The 20,085-nt window shown below is 55.5% G+C and carries 20 protein-coding genes; 17 read left to right on the top strand and 3 right to left on the bottom strand.

The window, feature by feature from the left end:
• The 3 genes from ATC04_RS10680 to ATC04_RS10670 are packed head-to-tail and all read left to right on the top strand — an operon-like array spanning position 1 to position 2,958.
• Positions 1–765, top strand: coding sequence for a lysophospholipid acyltransferase family protein (locus ATC04_RS10680; protein ID WP_231735962.1), 765 nt, complete (start codon positions 1–3; stop codon positions 763–765).
• A gap of 46 nt (positions 766–811) precedes the next feature.
• Positions 812–1,846: an NAD(P)H-dependent glycerol-3-phosphate dehydrogenase gene (locus ATC04_RS10675; protein ID WP_286158847.1), complete on the top strand. Its 1,035-nt coding sequence runs from the start codon at positions 812–814 to the stop codon at positions 1,844–1,846.
• A complete protein-coding gene (locus ATC04_RS10670) occupies positions 1,846–2,958 on the top strand; it encodes a D-alanine--D-alanine ligase family protein (RefSeq protein WP_047118922.1) in 1,113 nt (370 codons plus the stop codon). Before ATC04_RS10675 ends, ATC04_RS10670 begins: the two co-directional genes overlap by 1 nt.
• Before the next feature lie 109 nt (positions 2,959–3,067).
• On the opposite strand, the gene ATC04_RS10665 is transcribed toward ATC04_RS10670, so the two are convergent.
• The gene (locus tag ATC04_RS10665) at positions 3,068–3,520 is read right to left on the bottom strand and encodes a DUF3515 domain-containing protein (protein ID WP_047118923.1); all 453 of its coding nucleotides are present in this window, start codon (positions 3,518–3,520) and stop codon (positions 3,068–3,070) included.
• Positions 3,521–3,655: 135 nt separating this feature from the next.
• On the opposite strand from ATC04_RS10665, the gene ATC04_RS10660 reads away from it, so the two are divergent.
• From ATC04_RS10660 to rsmD, 4 genes are read left to right on the top strand one after another with little or no spacing between them, the layout of a single operon-like run.
• Complete coding sequence (locus ATC04_RS10660; RefSeq protein ID WP_047118924.1) at positions 3,656–4,714, top strand: LCP family protein; 1,059 nt, start codon at positions 3,656–3,658, stop codon at positions 4,712–4,714.
• 21 nt (positions 4,715–4,735) lie between these two features.
• Positions 4,736–5,704, top strand: a complete 969-nt coding sequence (locus ATC04_RS10655) for a DAK2 domain-containing protein (RefSeq protein ID WP_052772339.1) — start codon at positions 4,736–4,738, stop codon at positions 5,702–5,704.
• Positions 5,694–7,883, top strand: coding sequence for an ATP-dependent DNA helicase RecG (locus ATC04_RS10650; protein WP_047118925.1), 2,190 nt, complete (start codon positions 5,694–5,696; stop codon positions 7,881–7,883). Before ATC04_RS10655 ends, ATC04_RS10650 begins: the two co-directional genes overlap by 11 nt.
• A gap of 18 nt (positions 7,884–7,901) precedes the next feature.
• A complete protein-coding gene (rsmD, locus tag ATC04_RS10645; protein WP_047118926.1) occupies positions 7,902–8,495 on the top strand; it encodes a 16S rRNA (guanine(966)-N(2))-methyltransferase RsmD in 594 nt (197 codons plus the stop codon).
• On the opposite strand, the gene ATC04_RS10640 is transcribed toward rsmD, so the two are convergent.
• A complete protein-coding gene (locus ATC04_RS10640) occupies positions 8,463–9,245 on the bottom strand; it encodes a fused MFS/spermidine synthase (RefSeq protein ID WP_047118927.1) in 783 nt (260 codons plus the stop codon). The two genes, rsmD and ATC04_RS10640, sit on opposite strands and share 33 nt — an antisense overlap.
• Positions 9,242–10,450, bottom strand: a complete 1,209-nt coding sequence (locus ATC04_RS10635; protein WP_052772340.1) for an aminotransferase class I/II-fold pyridoxal phosphate-dependent enzyme — start codon at positions 10,448–10,450, stop codon at positions 9,242–9,244. The genes ATC04_RS10640 and ATC04_RS10635 overlap by 4 nt, the downstream gene beginning before the upstream one ends.
• A gap of 112 nt (positions 10,451–10,562) precedes the next feature.
• On the opposite strand from ATC04_RS10635, the gene coaD reads away from it, so the two are divergent.
• The 10 genes from coaD to ATC04_RS10585 all read left to right on the top strand — a co-directional run bounded on the left by coaD (position 10,563) and on the right by ATC04_RS10585 (position 20,056).
• Positions 10,563–11,033, top strand: coding sequence for a pantetheine-phosphate adenylyltransferase (gene coaD, locus ATC04_RS10630; RefSeq protein WP_047118929.1), 471 nt, complete (start codon positions 10,563–10,565; stop codon positions 11,031–11,033).
• 83 nt (positions 11,034–11,116) lie between these two features.
• Entirely contained in the window at positions 11,117–12,016 is a 900-nt protein-coding gene (galU, locus tag ATC04_RS10625; RefSeq protein ID WP_047118930.1) for a UTP--glucose-1-phosphate uridylyltransferase GalU, read from the top strand.
• A 114-nt stretch (positions 12,017–12,130) separates the two neighbouring features.
• Positions 12,131–13,198: an LCP family protein gene (locus ATC04_RS10620; protein ID WP_047118931.1), complete on the top strand. Its 1,068-nt coding sequence runs from the start codon at positions 12,131–12,133 to the stop codon at positions 13,196–13,198.
• 141 nt (positions 13,199–13,339) lie between these two features.
• The gene (locus tag ATC04_RS10615; RefSeq protein ID WP_047120698.1) at positions 13,340–14,188 is read left to right on the top strand and encodes an ABC transporter permease; all 849 of its coding nucleotides are present in this window, start codon (positions 13,340–13,342) and stop codon (positions 14,186–14,188) included.
• Between the two features lie 148 nt (positions 14,189–14,336).
• Positions 14,337–15,056: an ABC transporter ATP-binding protein gene (locus ATC04_RS10610; RefSeq protein WP_047120699.1), complete on the top strand. Its 720-nt coding sequence runs from the start codon at positions 14,337–14,339 to the stop codon at positions 15,054–15,056.
• Positions 15,057–15,063: 7 nt separating this feature from the next.
• Positions 15,064–16,101 carry a glycosyltransferase family 2 protein gene (locus ATC04_RS10605; protein WP_047118932.1) on the top strand — a complete coding sequence of 346 codons (1,038 nt, stop codon included), beginning with the start codon at positions 15,064–15,066 and terminating at the stop codon, positions 16,099–16,101.
• Positions 16,098–16,919 (top strand): CDP-alcohol phosphatidyltransferase family protein, encoded by an 822-nt coding sequence (locus ATC04_RS10600; protein WP_342352858.1) that lies wholly within the window; start codon positions 16,098–16,100, stop codon positions 16,917–16,919. Before ATC04_RS10605 ends, ATC04_RS10600 begins: the two co-directional genes overlap by 4 nt.
• A gap of 38 nt (positions 16,920–16,957) precedes the next feature.
• A complete protein-coding gene (locus ATC04_RS18825) occupies positions 16,958–17,848 on the top strand; it encodes a glycosyltransferase (RefSeq protein WP_082123876.1) in 891 nt (296 codons plus the stop codon).
• Positions 17,849–18,100: 252 nt separating this feature from the next.
• A complete protein-coding gene (locus tag ATC04_RS10590; protein WP_052772341.1) occupies positions 18,101–19,435 on the top strand; it encodes a stealth conserved region 3 domain-containing protein in 1,335 nt (444 codons plus the stop codon).
• A gap of 159 nt (positions 19,436–19,594) precedes the next feature.
• Positions 19,595–20,056 (top strand): adenylyltransferase/cytidyltransferase family protein, encoded by a 462-nt coding sequence (locus tag ATC04_RS10585; protein ID WP_047118933.1) that lies wholly within the window; start codon positions 19,595–19,597, stop codon positions 20,054–20,056.
• The last annotated feature ends 29 nt before the right edge of the window (positions 20,057–20,085 follow it).

Below are 20,085 nucleotides of genomic sequence, written 5' to 3'. Positions count from 1 at the left end.
GTGGTTAAAATCCAGGCTCCCGGCGAAAGCCCGCGTACCAAGCGTATTTTCAATGTTCTGGGTAATATCGTCCGCCCGCTGATGAACTCCCTGATGGGCAAGACCTGGAAGGGCTTTGAAAACCTTCCACAGGGCGGATATATCCTGTGCCCGAATCATTTGACTGAGATTGACCCGCTGGTTGTCGGGCATGCCGTGTACAGCCATGGCCGCCTGCCTCGCTGGATGGCCAAGGAATCGCTGTTCAAGCCGCCAGTGCTCGGATGGATCCTTCGTGAAACCGGCCAGATTCCAGTAGCGCGAAGTGCTGCCGGGGCCGGCGACTCGTTGAAGGCCTCGAAAAAGGTCCTGGACGCCGGGGGCGTCGTGGTGATCTACCCCGAAGGCACCCTGACCCGTGATCCCAACCTGTGGCCTATGGTGGGGCGAACAGGTGCCGCCCGTCTGGCCCTGCAGACCGGTGCCCCAGTTATCCCCATGGCCCACTGGGGAGACCAAGAGTTGCTGCCGCGTTACTCCAAGAAGATGTACCTGTTTCCCCGCAAGCACGTGACGGTATCGGTTGGCCAGCCGGTAGACCTCGACGATTTGCGCAACGGGCCGCGTACTCGCAAAGTCCTTGAAGAAGCTACCGAACGCATCATGGCGTCGATTACCGAGCTTCAGGCGGAAATTCGAGGCGAAACTCCGCCGGAAAAGCCGTGGGATCCCAGCGAGCATGGGCAGGCCCGGACCGGTCGCAGCTTTGAGAACCCGGACAAGTAAATACACAGACAAGTAAATACACATCAGCAACGTCGAAAGAAGAATCGTGACCAAGCCTTTACCACGCAAGATCGCCGTCATGGGCGCCGGAAGCTGGGGAACCACTTTCGCAAAGGTGATGGCAGACGCCGTGGCCGAGCAGGGCATTTCGGTTCAAATCTGGGCTCGCCGGGACGATGCTGCGCATGAGATCAACGATCGCCACACCAACTCCCGCTATCTGCGCGACACAAAGCTTCCGCAGAACATTTCCGCATCCTCCGACCGCCAGGTAGTCCTCTGCGGGGCGGACCTAGTGGTGCTGGCGATCCCTTCCCAGTCGTTGCGGGCAGAACTGGACGGGTTCAAGGACCTCATCGAGCCGGACGCAGTAGTTCTGTCGCTAATGAAGGGGCTGGAACGCGGCACGGATTTACGTATGAGCCAGGTGATCGCAGAAGTCGCCGAATTGCCGGAGAACCGCATTGCGGTCTTGTCCGGTCCGAACTTGGCTATGGAGATCGCTCGCGAGCAACCCACTGCTTCCGTCGTAGCCTGCACCGACGAACAGACGGCCAATTGGATCGCCCAGCTGTGCTCGGCTCCGTACTTCCGCCCCTACACCAACGATGACGTGCTGGGTGTGGAGCTCGGAGGCATCGTGAAGAACATCATCGCGTTGGCCGTGGGCATGTGCGACGGCATGGGCATGGGGGACAACACCAAGTCCACCGTCATCACCCGCGGTCTGGCGGAAACGACTCGACTGGTCTTGGCATTGGGAGGACGTCTGGACACGCTGGCCGGCCTTTCCGGCTTGGGTGATCTGGTGGCTACATGCTCGTCCTCGCTGTCGCGCAACAATACTGCCGGGCGCCTTCTGGGGCAGGGCCTCTTCCTCGACGAGGTCAATGATCGCATGTCGCAGACTGCCGAGGGCATCAAATCTGCCCGAGCAGTATTCGATCTTTCCCGAACACACGGTGTTGACATGCCTATTACCGAGGCTGTCGTCATGGTGCTTGAAGGCACGCTGAGTGTTGAAAACATGGCGGAGCGTCTGCTGGCTCGCGAATTGAAGTCTGAAGGAGAACTGCAGTAATGACTGAACGCAAACCACGGGTTCTGCTCCTGTTCGGTGGCCGCTCCTCCGAGCATTCGGTATCTTGTGTCACCGCCGCCGGCGTGATGCACGCAATCGACAGGGAACGCTTCGACGTTGTGCCGGTGGGCATCACGCGTCAGGGCGAATGGACGCTCCTGACCGAAGATCCGCAGGACTGGGCTCTCAACACCGGTTCCTTGCCGGAGATCTCTGATGTCGACAATCCGGTGCAGCTCTCAACCGACCCGAACAAGACGTCGTTGATGTCCCTGTCGAAATCGGTTGTTTCCGAGCTAGGTGAAATCGACGTCGTCTTCCCGTTGCTGCACGGCCCGTTCGGCGAAGACGGTTCGATCCAGGGCATGCTTGAAATGGCCGGAGTCTCATATGTTGGTTCCGGTATTGCCGCAAGCGCCATGGGCATGGACAAGCATTTCATGAAGGTAGTTTTCGAAAGCGCCGGATTCAAAGTCGGCCCGTACGAAGTCATTACCAACAAACAATGGCTGCGAGACAGCGACTCGGCACTCCAGCGTTGTGAGCGCCTGGAGTACCCGTTGTTCGTCAAGCCAGCCCGTGCCGGTTCGTCGGTCGGAATCACCAAGGTCGATGTCCCTTCGGAGCTGAGGGACGCCATCGAGGTTGCGCGCCGCGAAGACCCCAAGGTCATCGTGGAGCAGGGAATTATCGGCCGAGAGATCGAATGCGGCGTCCTGGAAGGCCGCGGCTCAACTCCGTCACGCGCGTCGCTGCCGGGAGAGATTTCGGTTGCCGACAACGGGCACACGTTCTACGATTTCGAGGCGAAATACGTTGACGGTGCCGCAGCGAAACTAAGCTGCCCCGCCCAACTCAGTGACGAAGCCACGATGCAGATTCGGGAACTTGCGGTCAAGGCCTTTGACGCCATTGACGCCGAAGGCCTCTCGCGAGTTGATTTCTTCTACACTCCCGAGGGCGAGTGGATTATCAATGAAATCAACACGATGCCCGGGTTCACCCCGTCCAGCATGTACCCGCAAATGTGGGCCAAAACGGGCATCGACTACCGTGAGTTGATTGACGAGCTGATTGCGCTGGCCAGCGAACGCAGGATCGGTCTGCGCTAAGCGGCCTGAGATGAAAAGCGTCTTGCTTTAACCTCTGCGAAAATGGGTTAGAGCAAGACGCTTTTTCGTGAATAATTTTCAGATTTCCGGCTCGGCCCCCGGATTCCTACTAGAGCTGCTCGTCCTTCTGAATGCTGACGCACTGTTTCTCTGCGGGAATGCGCGAAGCCGCGTCAGACAGCGTAGCCAGAACCGTGCTCGATGGGATGACCTGGGGGTCCATAATGATCTCCGTTGCGGGAGTACGACCGTAGGTGGTCAGAGTCCAAATCCCGTCGTTGCCTTCGTGAGCGATCCAATCGACATCATTAACCGACACGCACGGATCAGTTGTCGGGCCGGGGACGTCGACACCGCACCGCAAAACCACCTGAGATGGGTCGCCCCACGCTGAGGTTGCCTGGGACGAGGTTGGGCGACGCTTGGCGTCGCCCACGACTTCTGGAAGTGCCACCATCATTTCGGCGCACAGCGGATTGGCAGCGTCGGGAGCAGCATCAACGGATGCAACAGATTCACATGCGGCCAGACCTGGGGCGACGAAAGCCAATGTGGCGATCAACGTCGCGGTTCGACCAAATTTTCGATTAAGTTTTGGTGACGGTTCCGGGTTCAGACTGATTTTGGACACGTTGTAAGCGTACCGTGCGAATCTGAAAGATAAGATGTATTGAGTTGAATCTGTGAAAGGTAGCATATGTCATTCGAAGAACAGCCAACGCGTTCGCGCACGAAGAAAAAGAAGCGAACCGGGCGAGTAGTCCTTCTGAGCATCCTGTCGTTGGTGGTCATCGCCGCACTTGTCGCTGGTGGATACGCCTGGAATCTCGGACGTACATTCGATGACAACAGCCAGAAGCTTGAAAACGCCTTCCCTGCAGAGGAAACCCGTCCGGAAGTCAAGAAGGAATCCGAGAATGCGTTGAATATCCTGCTTCTGGGCAGCGATACCCGTGCGCAACGCGACAGCGACGAGCAGGACGATGATTTTGCCACGTTGCCCAATGGTGGTCGTTCCGACACCATGATGCTTGTGCATATCCCGTCGGATCGTTCAGGTGTTTTCGTGACGTCAATTATGCGTGACACCTGGTTGGATCTTCCCGGCATCGGTGAAGCCAAGATTAACCGTGCATTTGCGAACGGTGGCGTAGCGAAGGCCGTTGAAACTCTGGAAGGCCTTTTCGGCGTTCGAATTGACCACGTAGCTTCCGTTGACTTTGAAGGATTCAAGGGACTGACCGACGCTGTTGGCGGCGTGACTATCAACAACCCGATTGCTTTCCGTCCAATTCACAATAAGAACTTCTACTTCCCGGAAGGCGTGCAGAAGCTCAACGGTGAAGAAGCCCTGGCCTTCGTACGCGAGCGCAAGGCGTTCACCGGTCCGGGCGGCAGCGACTACCGCCGTGTCAAGAACCAGCAGCTGTTCGTCAAGGCGCTGCTTGGTCAGATCTTGTCGAAGGACACTCTGACGAACCCGGCGAAGATTCAAAATGTGGTCAGCGAATTCGCACCATTCGTGGCCGTTGACGACACGCTGGATGCGGGCAAGGTTGTCGAAATCGCTTCGTCGATGATCAATATCAGCACCAGCGATATGGAATTCTTCACCCTGCCAAACAACGGTCCTGGCCGTTCGGCCGATGGACAGTCGATTGTCATCCCAGATATGGATACGATTAACAAGTTTGGAGAAGCACTCCAGAACGATACGGTTGACGAATTCGTAGCATCTACTGACCTGTCTCAGTAACCATTGAAGGAACCACTCTTTATGACCACCCAGAAACTTGATACTTCGGTTCGCGCAATTCGCCATTGGCTTGCGCGCAGTGTCAAGAGCCTGGGCAATCATTCAGATCGGCTCAATGCCATCAACGTTTTTCCAGTTGCCGACGGTGACACGGGGAGCAACCTGTATCTGACCGCACGTGCCGGTCATGATGCCGTCAGCAAATTGGAAAGCGATGACATTGGAGGATTCCTAGAAGTTGCCGCGCGCGCCGCCATGGAGTCCGCGCGCGGCAACTCGGGAACCTTGCTGGCAGTCTTCCTCAGCGGACTGAGCGAGCCGTGGCAGGGACAGGAACGGCTGACAGCACCATTGCTGGCACTGGGACTTGAACGGGCGAAGGTTCGTTCCTGGTCGGCGCTGAGCGAGCCAGTGGAAGGCACCATGCTTTCCGTGATCAATGCACTGGCCTTGGCAGCGGCATCCACGCTGATGCACCTGAAGGTCGACAAAGACAGCCGTGCCGCGTTGGACACCTTGCTGACGCAAATGACGCAAGCCGCCAGATTGGCTGTGAAGGGCACGGAAAGCACCCTGCCAAGCTTGGTCAAAGCCGGTGTTGTCGACGCAGGAGCTGTCGGCATGTTGGTTATCGTCGACGAGCTTTGCGCCGCCATCCGAAACGAACGCACGGAGTTCGACGATTACGAGGGATTCCACGGCTACAGCGTTCAAGATCCGCATGTGCATTTCGATTTCGAGGAAATCGAGGGTGTGGAAGTCATGTGCACGGTAACGCTGGATGCCTTGGGCGCGGCAACACTTCGCGGCCAACTGGATGCTTTGGGTAATTCGGTAATCATGTCCCCGGTGAACCAGCTTGAAGAAGACACCTACCGATGGCGGGTGCATGTGCACGTGGAGGATCCCGAAGCGGCCTTGGACCTCATTCGACAACAGGGCAACCCGGTAAACATCAGTGTGACCGATCTTTGTATTCATGACGGCTGAAACTACGATTCAAGATTTCGAGAACTCGCCGCTGTCCAAGATGCTCGGCGCCAAGAACGCAACTGCTTTGGAAAAAGCGTTCGGCTACGGCACGGTAGGGGAGTTTATCCGGCATTTTCCTCGGCGGTACGTCGAAGTAGGGGAACTGACACCCATCGCGGAGCTTCCCTTTGATGAACATGTCACGGTGGTGGCGCAAGTCGTCAACATCAGTCAGCGTCAAATGCACTCGCGCAAGGGATTCATCTTCGAAGTCACCGTCAGTGATGAGCTAGGCGACGCCGGCCAGCAGCTGAAGATGACGTTCTTCAACGGTTATCAAGCCCGCACGGATTTGCTGGTCGGAACCATTGCCATGTTCAGCGGCAAAGTCGGTTGGTATCAGGACCACCTTCAGCTGAACCAGCCGGACTACGCAGTGCTCGATGAGGCGTCCCAGGCGGATCCTCGACCCATCCCGATCTATCCGGCCTCGGCCAAAATGCCGAACAAGAAGATCCGTGACCTGATGGCACACCTCATTGAGCAGATGACGGAAGAGAATCTCCCGGAGTTTCTTCCGCAAGAGCTATTGGATGCCCACCATTACCCCCTGCGGCACCAGGCCTATGCCAACCGCCATTCTCCACGCGAGCTGAAGAACGCTTACGTTGCCCGCCAACGTTTTGCCTTCGAAGAAGCATTCCTGCTTCAGCTCTCGCTTGCCGAACGAAACCGCCAGATAGGCACCCAGCACGCCATCGCAAGGCCCCGCCGCACCGGTGGGCTGGCCGACAAGTTCGATGCACAGCTGCCATTCGTCCTGACCGAGGACCAGCAGCAGGTCGGGCATGAGATCAGCCAAGATCTAGAGCTCAACCACCCGATGCACCGTTTGCTGCAAGGCGAGGTGGGCTCGGGTAAAACTGTGGTTGCGCTCCGCGCGATCCTCCAAGTCATCGACGCGGGCGGACAGGCCGCGTTGCTGGCACCCACCGAGGTCCTGGCGGCACAGCACTACGCTTCGATATCCAAGATGCTCGGCACGCTGGCCGAGCCTGGGCTCTTCGGCGAAGGGGAAGGAACTGGTGTTGCACTGCTGACAGGTTCTGCGAAAACCGCCCAGCGCCGGGAAGCACTGTTGGGGATCGCCAGCGGTGAAACCGGCCTGATTGTCGGCACCCACGCACTGCTGGGCGAACAGGTGAGGTTCGCGGAACTCGGCCTGGTCGTTATCGACGAACAACACCGGTTCGGGGTCGAGCAGCGCGATGCCCTGCGGGCCAAGGGCAACGATTCGGTACCCCACACGCTGGTCATGACGGCGACCCCAATTCCCCGTACTGTCGCCATGACGGTGTTCGGCGACTTGGAGACCTCAACGATCAAGCATCTTCCCGTTGGCAGGGCGCCGATTTCAACCCACATCGTTCCGATGCAGCTCACGGGCTACAGGAACCGCCTGTACACGCGTATCAGCGAAGAAGTCGCGAAGGGCCACCAAGTCTATGTTGTCTGTCCGCGCATCAGTGATTCAGCTGGCGAGCAAGGCGTCTTGCTGGCAACCTACGAGGATACCTCTGCGCAGTCGATGAGTGTCGAGAAGATGCTTGAATTGCTCGGCGGCTTGCCCGAGTTCAACTCGATCACGGTTCAGGGATTGCATTCGCAGCTGGATTCCGAGGACAAGCAGGGGATCATGGACGCGTTCGCCTCGGGAGACATCGACGTCCTCGTTTCAACGACGGTCATCGAGGTGGGCGTGGACGTGCACAACGCGACGCTGATGGTGATCATGGACGCCGAACGTTTCGGAATTTCGCAGCTGCACCAGCTGCGTGGCCGTGTAGGCCGTGGCGGCCTGCCCGGTACGTGCCTGCTGTCAACATGGCTGGATGCGGATCATCCGTCGGTAAATCGGCTGCGGGTCATTGAATCCACCCTCGATGGTTTCGAACTGGCCGAAGCAGACCTCGCGGAACGCAAGGAAGGAAATATCCTGGGTGTCCAGCAGTCCGGAAGCCAATCCACCCTTCGCGAACTGAGCATCATCAAGGACCGGGCCTTGATTGAAAAGGCCAGGGATGATGTCCGGATCTTAATGGGTATGCCGTCATGGCACGAAAAGTATCCGGCGCTGCTGGCGGCGACCAAGAATTGGGTTGACGAATCTACCCGCGAATTCCTGAACAAGAACTAACTGAAAGCTACAAGAACGATGAGCCGAATCATTGCCGGCGCGGCCGGCGGCAACCCGCTGAAGTCAGTTCCCGGCGACGCTACGCGCCCGACCACCGACAGGGTGAAGGAAGCACTATTCTCGCGGCTGGAGAGCTGGGAGATACTGCAGGGAGCTCGTGTTCTTGACCTGTTCTCCGGATCCGGCGCCTTGGGGCTGGAAGCTGCGAGCAGGGGAGCCCGGCAAGTGACTCTCGTCGAAAAAGCGCCCAAGGCCGTGTCCGTGTGCCAGCAGAACGCAACCTTGGTCAACAAGGTCCTGAAGAGCGAAACGGCATCAGTACAGCGCGGATCCGTCGATTCTGTTCTTGATGGCTACTTTGACGAACCAACACGGACACCTCGAAAAACCTTCGACGTGGTCTTTCTGGACCCGCCCTATCCTTTGACCGAAGCTGAGCTTGAAACTACGCTGTACAAAGTTTCCCGGGTGCTTGCCGATGATGCGACAGTTATCGTTGAACGTTCCAGCCGGTCTCCTGAACCGGTATGGCCTGAAATGGTTCAGCTGTTCGCCGACAAGAAGTACGGGGAGACGCACCTATGGTTTGCCGAACCCGTCCAGCCCGAGTGAGTGCTTGATCTCCGACGGGAAGGGTCCCGCCGCTTGGCATTGAGCGATGCTTGACTCATCCAAACGCTGTTTGGATGCAGTCAGTATCGAGTTTCCGGGGTATCGCCTGCTAAACATTTCAGGCGAGGAACTCAACATGACAAAGGCAAAGCTTTGTTGGGCCGCTGCTACCTGCCGATCCGTGAACGCCAGTGGCGGATCGTCACCAATGTTGATGAACAACAGCCCCTGGTCGTTAAGCGCCGCGAACAGCTCCGAGTAGTACTCGGGAACGGTTAGATGCTCCGGGGCTTCCGGGCCGCTGAAAATATCGACAATTATGACATCGAATTTCTGGCCGTCGAGCTGATTGGCCAGGACCTCGCGAGCGTCGGCGACAATTGTTTCGAGGGAACAATTTACCGGCAGCGGGAGCTGCGTCAACACGAAATCGAGAAGCTCCCGCTCGATGTCGACGGCCACGTGCGTACTTGTTGGAAAGACTACGCTGGCCCAGCGGGCGAGGGTAAGCGCCCCGGCGCCCAAGTGGAGCATCCGCAGCGGTTCGCTCGGCTCTCGAAGTACCCTGAGGTGATTCGCGATCCTGGCAAGATATTCATAGAAAATTTCTTCCGGGTGGGCGAGGTTCACATGGGATTGTTCCGCTCCGCCAATCGCTAGGATCTTTGCTCCGGGTACGAGGTCGTCATCGTAGATTGTTGCATGCTCTTGGACGAATCCGAGCCAACGCTTCTGAATCGCACCAGTCATCGGGCCAGCTCCGACAAGCCGCGCAGACGATGGGCCGCTTCAATGATCACGCTTTCCTTCTTGCAGAATGCGAACCGCAGCAAAGACGAGTAAGCCTGTCGATTTTCCGGATGTACAAAAACAGACATTGGTATTGCTGCTACTCCTAGTCGCTCGGGGAGCAGCCGAGCTAAGTCAGTTGCGTCTTGATAACCCAGCTGACTTACATCGGCCACAAGAAAATACGTTCCCCTGGGGCGGAAAACAGGGATTCCCGACTCTTCCAAGCTGTCGGCCAGAAGCCCGCAAGTGTGACTCAGTGAGGCGGCAAACTGTTGGAAGAAGTTGTCTGGAAGCGACAACGCCTGTGCCACGGCTGGTTGAAACGCCGGCCCCGACGAATAGGTGAGAAACTGCTTAACTGTTCTGACGCCGGTGATCAGCTTCTCGGGCCCGGTAGCCCAACCCACTTTCCATCCGGTAAACGAGAATGACTTGCCCGCTGAAGAGATCGTGATCGTCCGTTCGAATCCGTCGGGCAAGGTGGAGACCGGAACATGGCTAAGCCCGAACGTCAGGTGCTCGTAGACTTCATCGGAAAGGATGATGCAGTCATGCTTATGAGCCAGCGCAATGATCTCATTCAATACGTCGTCGCCAAACACCGAACCGGTTGGGTTGTGCGGATTGTTCAGGATAATCATCCGCGTATTGTCGGTTACCGCGGCGCGGAGCTTGGCCAGATCTGGTTGAAAGTCTGGCAATTCCAGCTGGACCACATTGTGTTTGGCGTTCGCTAGCCCAATCATGGCCGCATATGAGTCATAGTAGGGCTCGAACGTGACAACCTCGTCCCCAGGGCCAACGAAGGCGAGAATCGCGGCAGCAATCGCCTCCGTTGCTCCAGTGGTGACGACCACCTGGGTTTCCGGATCCAGATCGAGACCATAAAACCGTCTTTGATGGTCGGCAATGGCGTGGCGGAGGGCTGGTATTCCAGAACCAGGAGCGTATTGGTTTGCTCCTTCAGCGATCGAATCCAGCGCGATTTGGCGAATGGCTTCCGGCCCTTCAGCATCCGGAAAACCCTGACCGAGATTCAGCGCATTGTGCTTGTTCGCTAGTCCGGTGATTTCTTCAAAGATCGTCACCCCCGGCGCGCCTGTCGTATCCAAGAGGTTCGCGCCGTGTGCTGTTCGCTGCCAAGGGGTGAAATCGTTGCTCATAAACCTATTATGGATCGGGGGCAGGAGCGGTCGGGTATTCGAAACGTCACTTCGTTACTTGGGTTTATCGGCAATTCACGTTTTGGCCGGTACTTCTTGATACATTCAACATATGCGTAGAGCCGTTTGCCCAGGATCCTTTGACCCGATTCACAATGGTCATGTTGAAATCATCGCTCGTGCCGCCAGCCTTTTTGATGAAGTGATCGTTGCGGTATCGACGAATTACTCAAAAAATTACCGATTCAGCGAAGAGGAACGTGTCGCCATCGTCGAGGAGACGGTCGGCGGTCTCCGTGGCGTCTCAGCTCTTCCCATGGGCCAGGGACTGCTTGCCGACTTCTGTAAGGAACAGGGAGCCGAAGCAATCGTCAAGGGCCTTCGAAGCACGGTTGACTATGCATATGAAATTCCCATGGCAACGATGAACCGTCACTTGACGGGCGTCGAAACCGTGTTCCTACAGGCTGATACTCGATTCACCCATCTTTCTTCATCTCTTCTCAAGGAAGTGCAGACGTTGGGTGGCGATGTTGCTGAATATTTCCCGCGTGCCGTGATGAAACGGTTGCAAAGGAAATGATCTGAAATTTGTATTTCCAGTCTGTAGATATATGATTGTTGATCTGTAATACTACCCGTTTCTTCTGATAGGTCGCCCCACAAATGACTCATCGTCAAATCACCAAGGCCGTGATTCCGGCTGCAGGGCTCGGGACAAGGTTTCTGCCAGCCACCAAAGCTATGCCGAAGGAAATGCTTCCTGTCGTTGACAAGCCAGCGATTCAATACGTGGTCGCCGAAGCAGCTAAAGCAGGGTTTACTGACCTGCTCATGATTACAGGGCGCAATAAGCGCGCGTTGGAAGATCACTTTGACCGTGTTCCGTCGCTCGAGTATTCGTTGGAAGCGAAAGGTGACAAGAAGAAACTTGATGCCATTCATGAAGCGACACATTTGGGTGATATCCACTATGTCAGGCAGGGCGACCCGAAGGGGCTAGGTCACGCAGTCCTTTGCGCAAAGCAGCATGTAGGCAATGAACCGTTTGCCGTACTTCTTGGCGATGACCTTATCGACGAGCGTGACGAGCTTCTTTCTGTCATGGCTGAAGTGCAACAGAAGACGGGTGGATCCGTCATTGCACTCATGGAGGTAGCCCCGGATCAAATCAGTGCATACGGTTGCGCTGATGTTTCGTCCGTAGATGGTGAGAATTTCGTCGCGGTCAACGGTCTTGTCGAGAAGCCAGCAGTAGAGGACGCACCCAGCAACCTTGCGGTTATTGGCCGCTACCTACTACATCCTCGTGTATTTGAGATTCTGGAGCATACTGCACCTGGCCGTGGTAACGAGATTCAGTTGACTGATGCACTTCAGGTTCTTGCAAGCGCTGAAGGCGAAGGCGCCGGCGTCCATGCTGTCGTATTCCGGGGTCGCCGTTATGACACCGGCGACAAGCTGAGCTATCTGCAGGCAAACATTACACTCGCGGTAGATCACGAAGACTTGGGCAAGGGTTTGAGAACCTGGCTAAAGGAATTTGTCGCAGAGTTGGATGACTAGAATTGACGAAAGACTACTCAGGATAATCACATTTATCTTGGGTAGTCTTTTTGATTGCACGAAGTCACCTGGAAGGTCCGTTGGCTTCGACGGATATTTCTCGGTGGGGTAGAAATGAACTCAAACGATGCCAATCAGGACAGCCTTATCTCGCGCAGTGCGCAATTTGGTGCTGCGAGACGCAAGAAGAAGCGCGTACGAACCATTGTTCTGTCGACACTGTCTGTCCTTCTAGTCGCGGCTTTGGGCGCAGGATATTATCTCTTCAACCTGCAACATGCTTTTAACTCGAAAACCAATACCGTCGCACTGAACTTCACTCAGGAGCAAGAGGACGCCCGGCCGGTCAAAGACCCGGACGACGGATCAATGAACATCCTTTTGGTCGGTGTTGACCATGCAGATGATGACTCCGACCAATCAGCTGCCTTGGACGGGGCTGTTAGCCAGCGTAGCGATTCCATGATGCTGGTGCATATCCCGGAGGACCGGTCCCAGATTTACATCATGTCCGCGGTTCGCGATATGTACGTGGACATTCCGGGCTATGGGAAGAACAAACTCAACGCCGCCGTTTCGCTCGGTGGTATTCCACTCCTGGTGCAGACCATGGAAGGCCTTTTCGACACCAAAGTTGATCATGTAGCCATGATCGACTTTGACGGATTCAAAGAATTGTCCACTGCCCTTGGTGGTGTGACGGTTCAGAACGACATCCCTTTCACCGCGCACGATACCGATTACTTCTACCCGAAAGGGGAGATTAATCTGGAAGGGGATCGGGCCTTACGGTTCGTTCGAGAACGCAAGTCATTCACCAACGGCGATTACCAGCGTGTCGCCAACCAGCGGAAATTCATAGCTGCTGCCGCAAACCAAATGTTGTCTGCCGACACACTTGCCAATCCCGTCAAGCTTTACGACATTGTTGACAAGGTTTCGCCCTATTTGACCTTCGACAGTAGCTTCGATGCTGCGACGCTGGTCGGTTTGGGCATGCAGCTCAAGAACGTCGATACGGACAATCTTGCAATGTTCACGATGCCAACTGCTGGCAGCTCCACCAGCGCGGATGGTCAATCCATTGAGCTCGCAAGCGAGCAGGCTATCCAACAAATCCGGGAAGCACTGAAGACCGACACAATGGACGAGTACCTTAAGGAAAATCCGCCCCAGGAATAGATTGAACAAGTGATCGGCGCTACAGTTGCCCGCTCTTGGCTGGGAAAATCGTCGAAAACCTGACCCGATCTACTAGACTTTGAACATCTGTGCTTGTAAAGCATGAAGAAGTTGGTCGAAGACAATGAGGACAATTCACACATGACAGTGGCAGAGGAAGCCGACAAGTTTGGCTTGCACCGTGTGGGTGCCCGCCCAACGTTGGCCAGCTACCTGAAGCAGACCTGGGAACGGCGTGAGTTCATATACGAGCTAGCCAAGGCTCGTGTTCAGAAGCAGAACCAGCAGAATCGTCTGGGCATGATCTGGGTCGTACTCAAGCCGACGATGAACGCGATCATGTATGGCGTTATTTTCGGTGTCCTGCAGGGAGATAGCAAAGGACCTGACTTCCCGGTTTTCGTCGTCATCGGAGTCTTCCTTTTCGAGTTCTTCACGAGTTCAATGAACGGCGGCGCGAAGTCGATCACCGGTAACCAAGCCCTGGTTCAATCATTGTCCTTCCCCCGACTGACATTGCCAGTCGCCCAGGTCACGCAGAATCTCTTGACCTTGATGCCCATGGTCGTGGTCATGTTCATCTACGCGATGATCCTCGGCACAACACCCAAGTGGACGTGGCTTGTCATTATCCCGTTGCTCATGATCTTCAGTGTGTTCAACATGGGCATTGCCCTGATCTGTGCTCGAATCACCGTGCACATTCGAGATTTCACCCAGATCCTGCCGCTGATTACCCGCATGCTCTTTTATACTTCGGGCGTACTCTTCAGTGTCGACCGTATCTTGAACCACTGGCCTTGGCTCGTGAGGATCTTCGATTTCCACCCGTTGTATCAGACGCTGCAAATCGCTCGCGCAATGATCATGAACGATGCCACCTACGATCCTTTCGCCTGGATCGTGGTTTCCGTCTGGGCGCTGCTGGCGCTTGGCTTCGGACTCATTTACTTCTGGAAGGCTGAGGAGCTTTACGGCCGTGCCAATTAGTTTTGACGATCTAATAAATCCCGGGCTTCATCCGGAGTACGAACCTGCTCCGATTTTCTCCGATGACACGTCATTCATTGATGTAGTCAAGCCCGAAGATATCAAGTCCTCCACACTCACCATCGATGAAACGCGTCAGCCTGTGGTCATGGTGGACAACCTCCACGTGAAGTACCAGGTATTCTCCAGCGGCAAGGCCGTGGGCACTGCAGGGGCGAGGCGATTGCTGCAGCCAAAGATGCGTGGAGTTCGGACCGTCCATGCACTCAAGGGTGTCTCCTTCGTCGCGTACGAGAACGAATCGATCGGCATCATCGGTTCCAACGGATCCGGCAAGTCGACCTTGTTGCGAGCCATCACTGGGCTTACGCCTCCTGCCTCAGGGGCCGTTTACGCCCGCTCGAGGCCGAGCTTGCTGGGAGTCGGCGCGGCGCTGATTCCCGATCTTTCGGGCGACAAGAACATTACCCTTGGCGGCTTGGCTCTCGGCTACAACCGTCAAGAGGTCGAAACCATGCGTGATGAAATCACGAAATTCGCCGAGCTCGAAGAGTTCATTGATCTGCCCATGCGCACCTACTCGTCAGGTATGGCCGCTCGTTTGAAGTTCGCAATTGCGGCATCCAAGCAGCATGACATTCTCATTGTCGATGAGGCATTGGCAGTCGGTGATGCCAAATTCCGCAAGCGCAGCGAAGCCAAGATCCGTGAGATCCGAGAAAACGCCGGAACAGTATTCCTGGTATCGCACTCCATGAATTCCATCAAGGAAACTTGCAACCGATGCATCTGGATTGAGAAGGGTGTCCAGAAGATGGACGGCGACCCGGACACGGTCATCAAGGCGTATCAACAGCACAAGAAGTAAGTGACAGATGACTGACTTTCCTGGCGTTTCATACGTCATGCCGGTACTGAACGAAGCCGAATATCTGCGTGAGGCTGTTCAATCGATCCTCTCGCAAGAATACGAGGGCGACAAAGAACTAGTTCTTGCATTGGGGCCAAGCAGCGATACAACCAACGCGGTTGCGGAACAGCTGGCGTCCGAAGACTCCCGTATTATCCTCGTCGATAATCCCAAAGGCCGGACTCCCAACGCGCTGAATCTTGCCATCGGCAAGTCATCACACCCAATTATTATGAGGGTTGATGCGCATAGCGAGCTTCCGCCCGAGTACACCCGTCGTGGTGTCGAGACCCTGTTTCGCGTCGGAGCTCACGATGTCGGTGGACTCATGGATGCCAAGGGCAGAACGCCAATACAACGGGCGATTGCTGCCGCTTATCATTCGAAATTCGGATTCGGGGGCCCTGCGTACCACTCAGGCGCCCCCGAGGGCGAAGCTGAATCCGCTTACCTCGGAATCTTCCGACGTGAAGTTTTCGACAAGGTCGGCCTGTACAACGAAGACATGTGGCGAGCCCAGGACTGGGAACTGTGCATGCGGATCCGCCAGGCAGGCTACAAGGTCTGGTTCGATCCAGAGCTCAAGGTCGGCTACTACCCACGCGATAATTTCAAGGCGCTGATTCGCCAGTCATATGCTTCGGGCACATGGCGTGGCGAAATTGCCAGGCGCTACCCTGAAGGCAAGTCACTGCGTCACGATTTGCCGCCACTATTGCTCCTTGGCGTCACCGCAGGACTTGCAGCGACGCTCGCTGCCCCGTTCGTCAAGGGAAAGTTGCCCAAGACTGCCCGAGCAGGATTGAATCTGCTCCAGGCCGCACCGGCGGTTTACGCAGGAGCCACGGTTGCCGCTGGTATTGCGTCCAATGCTGAGAACCTCGGCGAAAAGCTTCTTGCATCCGTCGCTTTTAAAAGCATCCATTTGCCCTGGGCAGCAGGCTATGTGAAGGGCAGGGTCTTTGGAGCGGCTGGCACCTTGGACCGAGGTCGAGTTAAATGATGGTTGAACGTCCAAAAAGTCCAACCTTGGATCAACTGCGTGCAGTGTGCCAGCCCCCTGAAGTTCGGGCACGAAAGAACGCTGAGCACTGGACAGCGGAACTGTACCTTCGCCATATCTCGATCTATCTGACGGCAGTATTGGTCCGAACGCGAATCACCGCCAACGGAGTCACCGGACTGATGATCCTTGCTGGATGGTGCATGTCGCTGGCATTGCTGATTCCAGGGATCTGGGGCCCTTTGCTGGCCGTCGTGCTCTCGCAAGTTCAGCTTTACTTCGACTGCTCGGACGGCGAGGTTGCCCGCTGGCGGGCGTCGCAATCGCCGCGCGGAATCTTTATCGACATGGTCGGGCACCACACGACCGAAGCGCTGATTCCCATTGCGCTTGGCTTCCGTGTATTCAATGAACTTTCTGGCGATCCTGCAAGCGCTGGCCAAGCCTGGCCAACCCTCTTTATGGCCGCGTGCCTGTCGGTTCTCTTGGTGCTCAACCGATCCCAGTCATTAATGGTCCATGCTGCGCGCGGCATGGCAGGTCTGGGCAAGCTTCCGGATACCGCTGCTGCCCGTGCCGTACCGACTACCACGGTGATCGGCCGACTGCGTTCCCTGGCGCGCTTCCTGCCATTCCACAAACTCCTGCATGCAGTTGAGCTCAGCCTGATTATTCTCCTGTGCTCCGTCATTTCCGCGGTGCTGGGTTCACCTGGCAGCGCTGAAAAGTGGATGATCTGGATCCTGTTGCCGGCTTGCATACTCGTGAATGTCGGTCATTTTCTTTCCAACATGGTCTCGTCTAGGCTCAAAGCCTAAACGGTCCATTTTCAACACAGTTCGTTAAGCAGAGGGACATGTCACAACGGAATATACCGGCGGTCGGTGTCGTAGTACTGACGATGGGGAATCGACCGATTGAGCTCCGACGCGCGCTAGAGTCCCTGCTGGCACAGACATCTGTCGAAATTGACGCTGTCGTCGTGGGAAACGGCTGGGATCCGGTTGGCATCCCAGAGCAGTTCGGTACGTTATTCCTTCCAGAGAATCTGGGAATTCCTGCAGGGCGCAACGCAGGCGTTTCGAAGGTAAGCGGTGAGTACCTCTGTTTTCTTGATGATGATTCCTGGTTCCTCGACGATGATTTTCTGATTACCGCAGTTCGGCGATTCGAACAGTACCCACAGATGGGGCTGTTGCAGCCTCGAATCACAGATCCAGACCATGAAGACCAGAACCCAAGACGCTGGATTCCCCGGCTCAAGAAGCGAACGGCCGTTGAACCCAGCAAGGTTTTTCACGTTGGCGAGACATGCTTAGTTGCCCCACGGGAAATATTCGACCAGACCGGTGGCTGGGCTGGTGGTTTTTGGTATGCCCATGAAGGTATTGAGCTTGCCTGGCGAATCTGGGATACTGGCCGCTATGTCTGGTATGCGGGGGACATGCGAATCGGACATCCAGTTGTTGATCCGAGGCGGCACGACGAATTCTACAGATTGAATGCGAGAAATCGCGTTTGGTTGGCGCGCAGAAACCTGCCAGCGCCGTTCATGTGGATCTATCCGACCGCTTGGATGCTGCTTGAATGCCTGAGGCTCAGAAAAAGCCCGGGTGCTGTCCGGCAGTATGTTGATGGATGGCGTGCGGGATGGAAAGGGAGCCCTTGGTACAGGGAACCACGTGCGAAGTTGAAGTGGCGCACTCTGCTACGTATGACTCTTGCCGGTCGCCCACCCGTGCTCTAGCCAGATTTAGGTATTGTTGTTCAAAGTTTTCCGATGGCCCCAGCTGGAAATTCCGGCAGTATCAGTGCGCCTAAGTGGCGGAATACGGTATCTTCAAGTGAGCTTAACTGGCATTTTTATACAATAAGTGAACTGAATGTAAAATAGTCAAGTACAACGCATGTCTAGTGCGTACTTCTCGAGTGCCCAGCGCGGGTGGATGGTGTGTTTATTTTGGGAATTCGTGGATGGAAAGGTCAGCTGGCTCGCACGATGCCTAGCTCCTTCTGGCAGCGGATCCTTGATTGGCGTACGAAAACCACGGCATGCAGTTCTCTGAATATTCGGCAGATCCATACTGAAAATACCGTTTCGACACGGCATCTTGCTGAATTCTTGGGCTTGGCCTACGCAGATGATGCCGTACGTCAGGCGACTACGGTCGATGGCAGCTCCTGGGCAATTTTGTCGGATGCATTCGAAAAGCACGGATTTAGTCTTGTCAAAGTAAAGCATGACGCAGTGGGCTATGGAGCGATCGAGGCTTGGAGCGTGATCGCCCCGAAGGAATTCGGCGGCACCCTGCGCGACGACCGACACGCTGGGCTAGGCGCAATTTGGGTTGTCTATTCCGATGGCAAACCGCAAGTTCCGGATGTTCAAGATTTTACGGAACCCATCGATGTAGTCTACACATGGGTAGACGCTGCAGACGCCGATTGGCAAACCTCCTACCGCCGTTACAAGGAACTGGTTCCCGCAAACGGGGCCCACGAGAGTAGCCGCGATCTCGCGAGATACACGTCCCGAGACGAGCTGAAGTACTCCCTTCGATCGCTGGAAATGAACCTGCCGTGGGTTCGGAACATCTTTCTGGTCACCGCTGGCCAAGTTCCAGAATGGCTGCGCCAAGATAATAGCAAGATCAAATTGGTTGATCATCGGGACATCTTCGACAATAGCGAAGACTGCTTGCCGACCTTTAACTCCCATGCAATCGAGACCCAGATCTCCAAGATTGAGGGCCTCTCCGAGCATTTCCTCTACGTAAATGACGATATTTTCTTCGGCCGTCCGCTGTCGCAAAATACCTTTTTCACTGCTAGCGGTGATGTGAAATACGCCCTGGCCAACAAACACTATTCCGAAGCATCGAATCCCCGATTGGCAGTCAACCAAGCGGCTCAACGGAACGCAGATCTTATTTTTGACAAGTATGGCCGCACGACTGCGTTGAAATTCCGGCACGTCGCTCATCCGCAACGTTTGCTGATCCATGACAAGATCCGAGAGTACTTCCCGAGCGCGGTCAATGCCACTGCCAGGCATAAGTTCCGTCACGTAGATGACATCTCTGTTCCGTCATCTCTAGCGCACTACATCGCGGCCGCCGAAGGACTTGGCGTGCCCGCCGAAATTGACTATGCATATGTTGATCTCGGTGGCGACCATTTGGCATTGAACCTCTACAGGCTGCTGGTAGGTTCAGGCAAGCAGATGTTCTGCCTGAACGAAGTAGCAACGGTTTCCGAAAAGGAATTGCGGGGCAGGATGGCCAAACGCGTTCTCAATTCGTTGTTCCCGTACAAGTCGTCATTCGAAAACTGACAGCTGATGCAGCACGTTGGGCTTGGCCATGCGTAATTGAACCTCGAATCCGTCACTTCGGAGGGAATCGCGGCGTGTGGGCGACGGCACGAGAATGTAACTTGTAAAATTGAGCCAGTCATCGAGTGAAGATTGGGCTGTAATACGTAGGAGGACCTTATGCCGAAAACTGTATTGACCTATGGCACGTTCGACTTGTTCCACATCGGACACCTGAATATCCTCAAGCGTCTGAAGGAAAAGGGCGACCGATTGATCGTCGGCGTTTCGACCGATGAGTTCAACGCCATCAAGGGTAAAAAGCCTGTTGTGCCGTTCGAGCAGCGTCGGGAGATCGTAGAATCCATCAAGTACGTTGACTTGGCCATCCCGGAAGAAAATTGGGAACAGAAGCGTCTGGATATCGCGAAGTACGATGTCAAGGTCTTCGGCATCGGCGAAGACTGGAAAGGTAAGTTCGATGACCTGGGCGATGAGGTCGAAGTCGTCTACCTGCCGCGAACTGCTGGAATTTCCACAACTGAAATGAAACGGGTGCTCAGTGAGTTTGATGAACGGCACGTCGAGTCGTTGAAAAACACCTTGGATACGCTAAGTCAGATCGTGAAAGAACTGAGCTAACGATTAGTATGAGAAAGATCCGGAAATAA

It is taken from the genome of Arthrobacter sp. YC-RL1 (assembly GCF_001454985.1).
Taxonomy (GTDB): Bacteria; Actinomycetota; Actinomycetes; order Actinomycetales; family Micrococcaceae; genus Glutamicibacter; species Glutamicibacter soli.
Note: the sequence above shows the minus strand (reverse complement) of the source record. Positions and strands in the feature narration are given on the sequence as shown.

What these genes read in the sequence shown, in the direction of transcription:
- ATC04_RS10670 (WP_047118922.1), top strand. Translation starts at nt 1,846, where the DNA reads ATGACTGAACGCAAACCACGGGTTCTGCTCCTGTTCGGTGGCCGCTCC.
- ATC04_RS10660 (WP_047118924.1), top strand. Translation starts at nt 3,656, where the DNA reads ATGTCATTCGAAGAACAGCCAACGCGTTCGCGCACGAAGAAAAAGAAG.
- ATC04_RS10655 (WP_052772339.1), top strand. Translation starts at nt 4,736, where the DNA reads ATGACCACCCAGAAACTTGATACTTCGGTTCGCGCAATTCGCCATTGG.
- ATC04_RS10650 (WP_047118925.1), top strand. Translation starts at nt 5,694, where the DNA reads ATGACGGCTGAAACTACGATTCAAGATTTCGAGAACTCGCCGCTGTCC.
- rsmD (WP_047118926.1), top strand. Translation starts at nt 7,902, where the DNA reads ATGAGCCGAATCATTGCCGGCGCGGCCGGCGGCAACCCGCTGAAGTCA.
- ATC04_RS10640 (WP_047118927.1), bottom strand. Translation starts at nt 9,245, where the DNA reads ATGACTGGTGCGATTCAGAAGCGTTGGCTCGGATTCGTCCAAGAGCAT.
- ATC04_RS10635 (WP_052772340.1), bottom strand. Translation starts at nt 10,450, where the DNA reads ATGAGCAACGATTTCACCCCTTGGCAGCGAACAGCACACGGCGCGAAC.
- coaD (WP_047118929.1), top strand. Translation starts at nt 10,563, where the DNA reads ATGCGTAGAGCCGTTTGCCCAGGATCCTTTGACCCGATTCACAATGGT.
- galU (WP_047118930.1), top strand. Translation starts at nt 11,117, where the DNA reads ATGACTCATCGTCAAATCACCAAGGCCGTGATTCCGGCTGCAGGGCTC.
- ATC04_RS10620 (WP_047118931.1), top strand. Translation starts at nt 12,131, where the DNA reads ATGAACTCAAACGATGCCAATCAGGACAGCCTTATCTCGCGCAGTGCG.
- ATC04_RS10615 (WP_047120698.1), top strand. Translation starts at nt 13,340, where the DNA reads ATGACAGTGGCAGAGGAAGCCGACAAGTTTGGCTTGCACCGTGTGGGT.
- ATC04_RS10610 (WP_047120699.1), top strand. Translation starts at nt 14,337, where the DNA reads ATGGTGGACAACCTCCACGTGAAGTACCAGGTATTCTCCAGCGGCAAG.
- ATC04_RS10605 (WP_047118932.1), top strand. Translation starts at nt 15,064, where the DNA reads ATGACTGACTTTCCTGGCGTTTCATACGTCATGCCGGTACTGAACGAA.
- ATC04_RS10600 (WP_342352858.1), top strand. Translation starts at nt 16,098, where the DNA reads ATGATGGTTGAACGTCCAAAAAGTCCAACCTTGGATCAACTGCGTGCA.
- ATC04_RS18825 (WP_082123876.1), top strand. Translation starts at nt 16,958, where the DNA reads ATGTCACAACGGAATATACCGGCGGTCGGTGTCGTAGTACTGACGATG.
- ATC04_RS10590 (WP_052772341.1), top strand. Translation starts at nt 18,101, where the DNA reads ATGCCTAGCTCCTTCTGGCAGCGGATCCTTGATTGGCGTACGAAAACC.
- ATC04_RS10585 (WP_047118933.1), top strand. Translation starts at nt 19,595, where the DNA reads ATGCCGAAAACTGTATTGACCTATGGCACGTTCGACTTGTTCCACATC.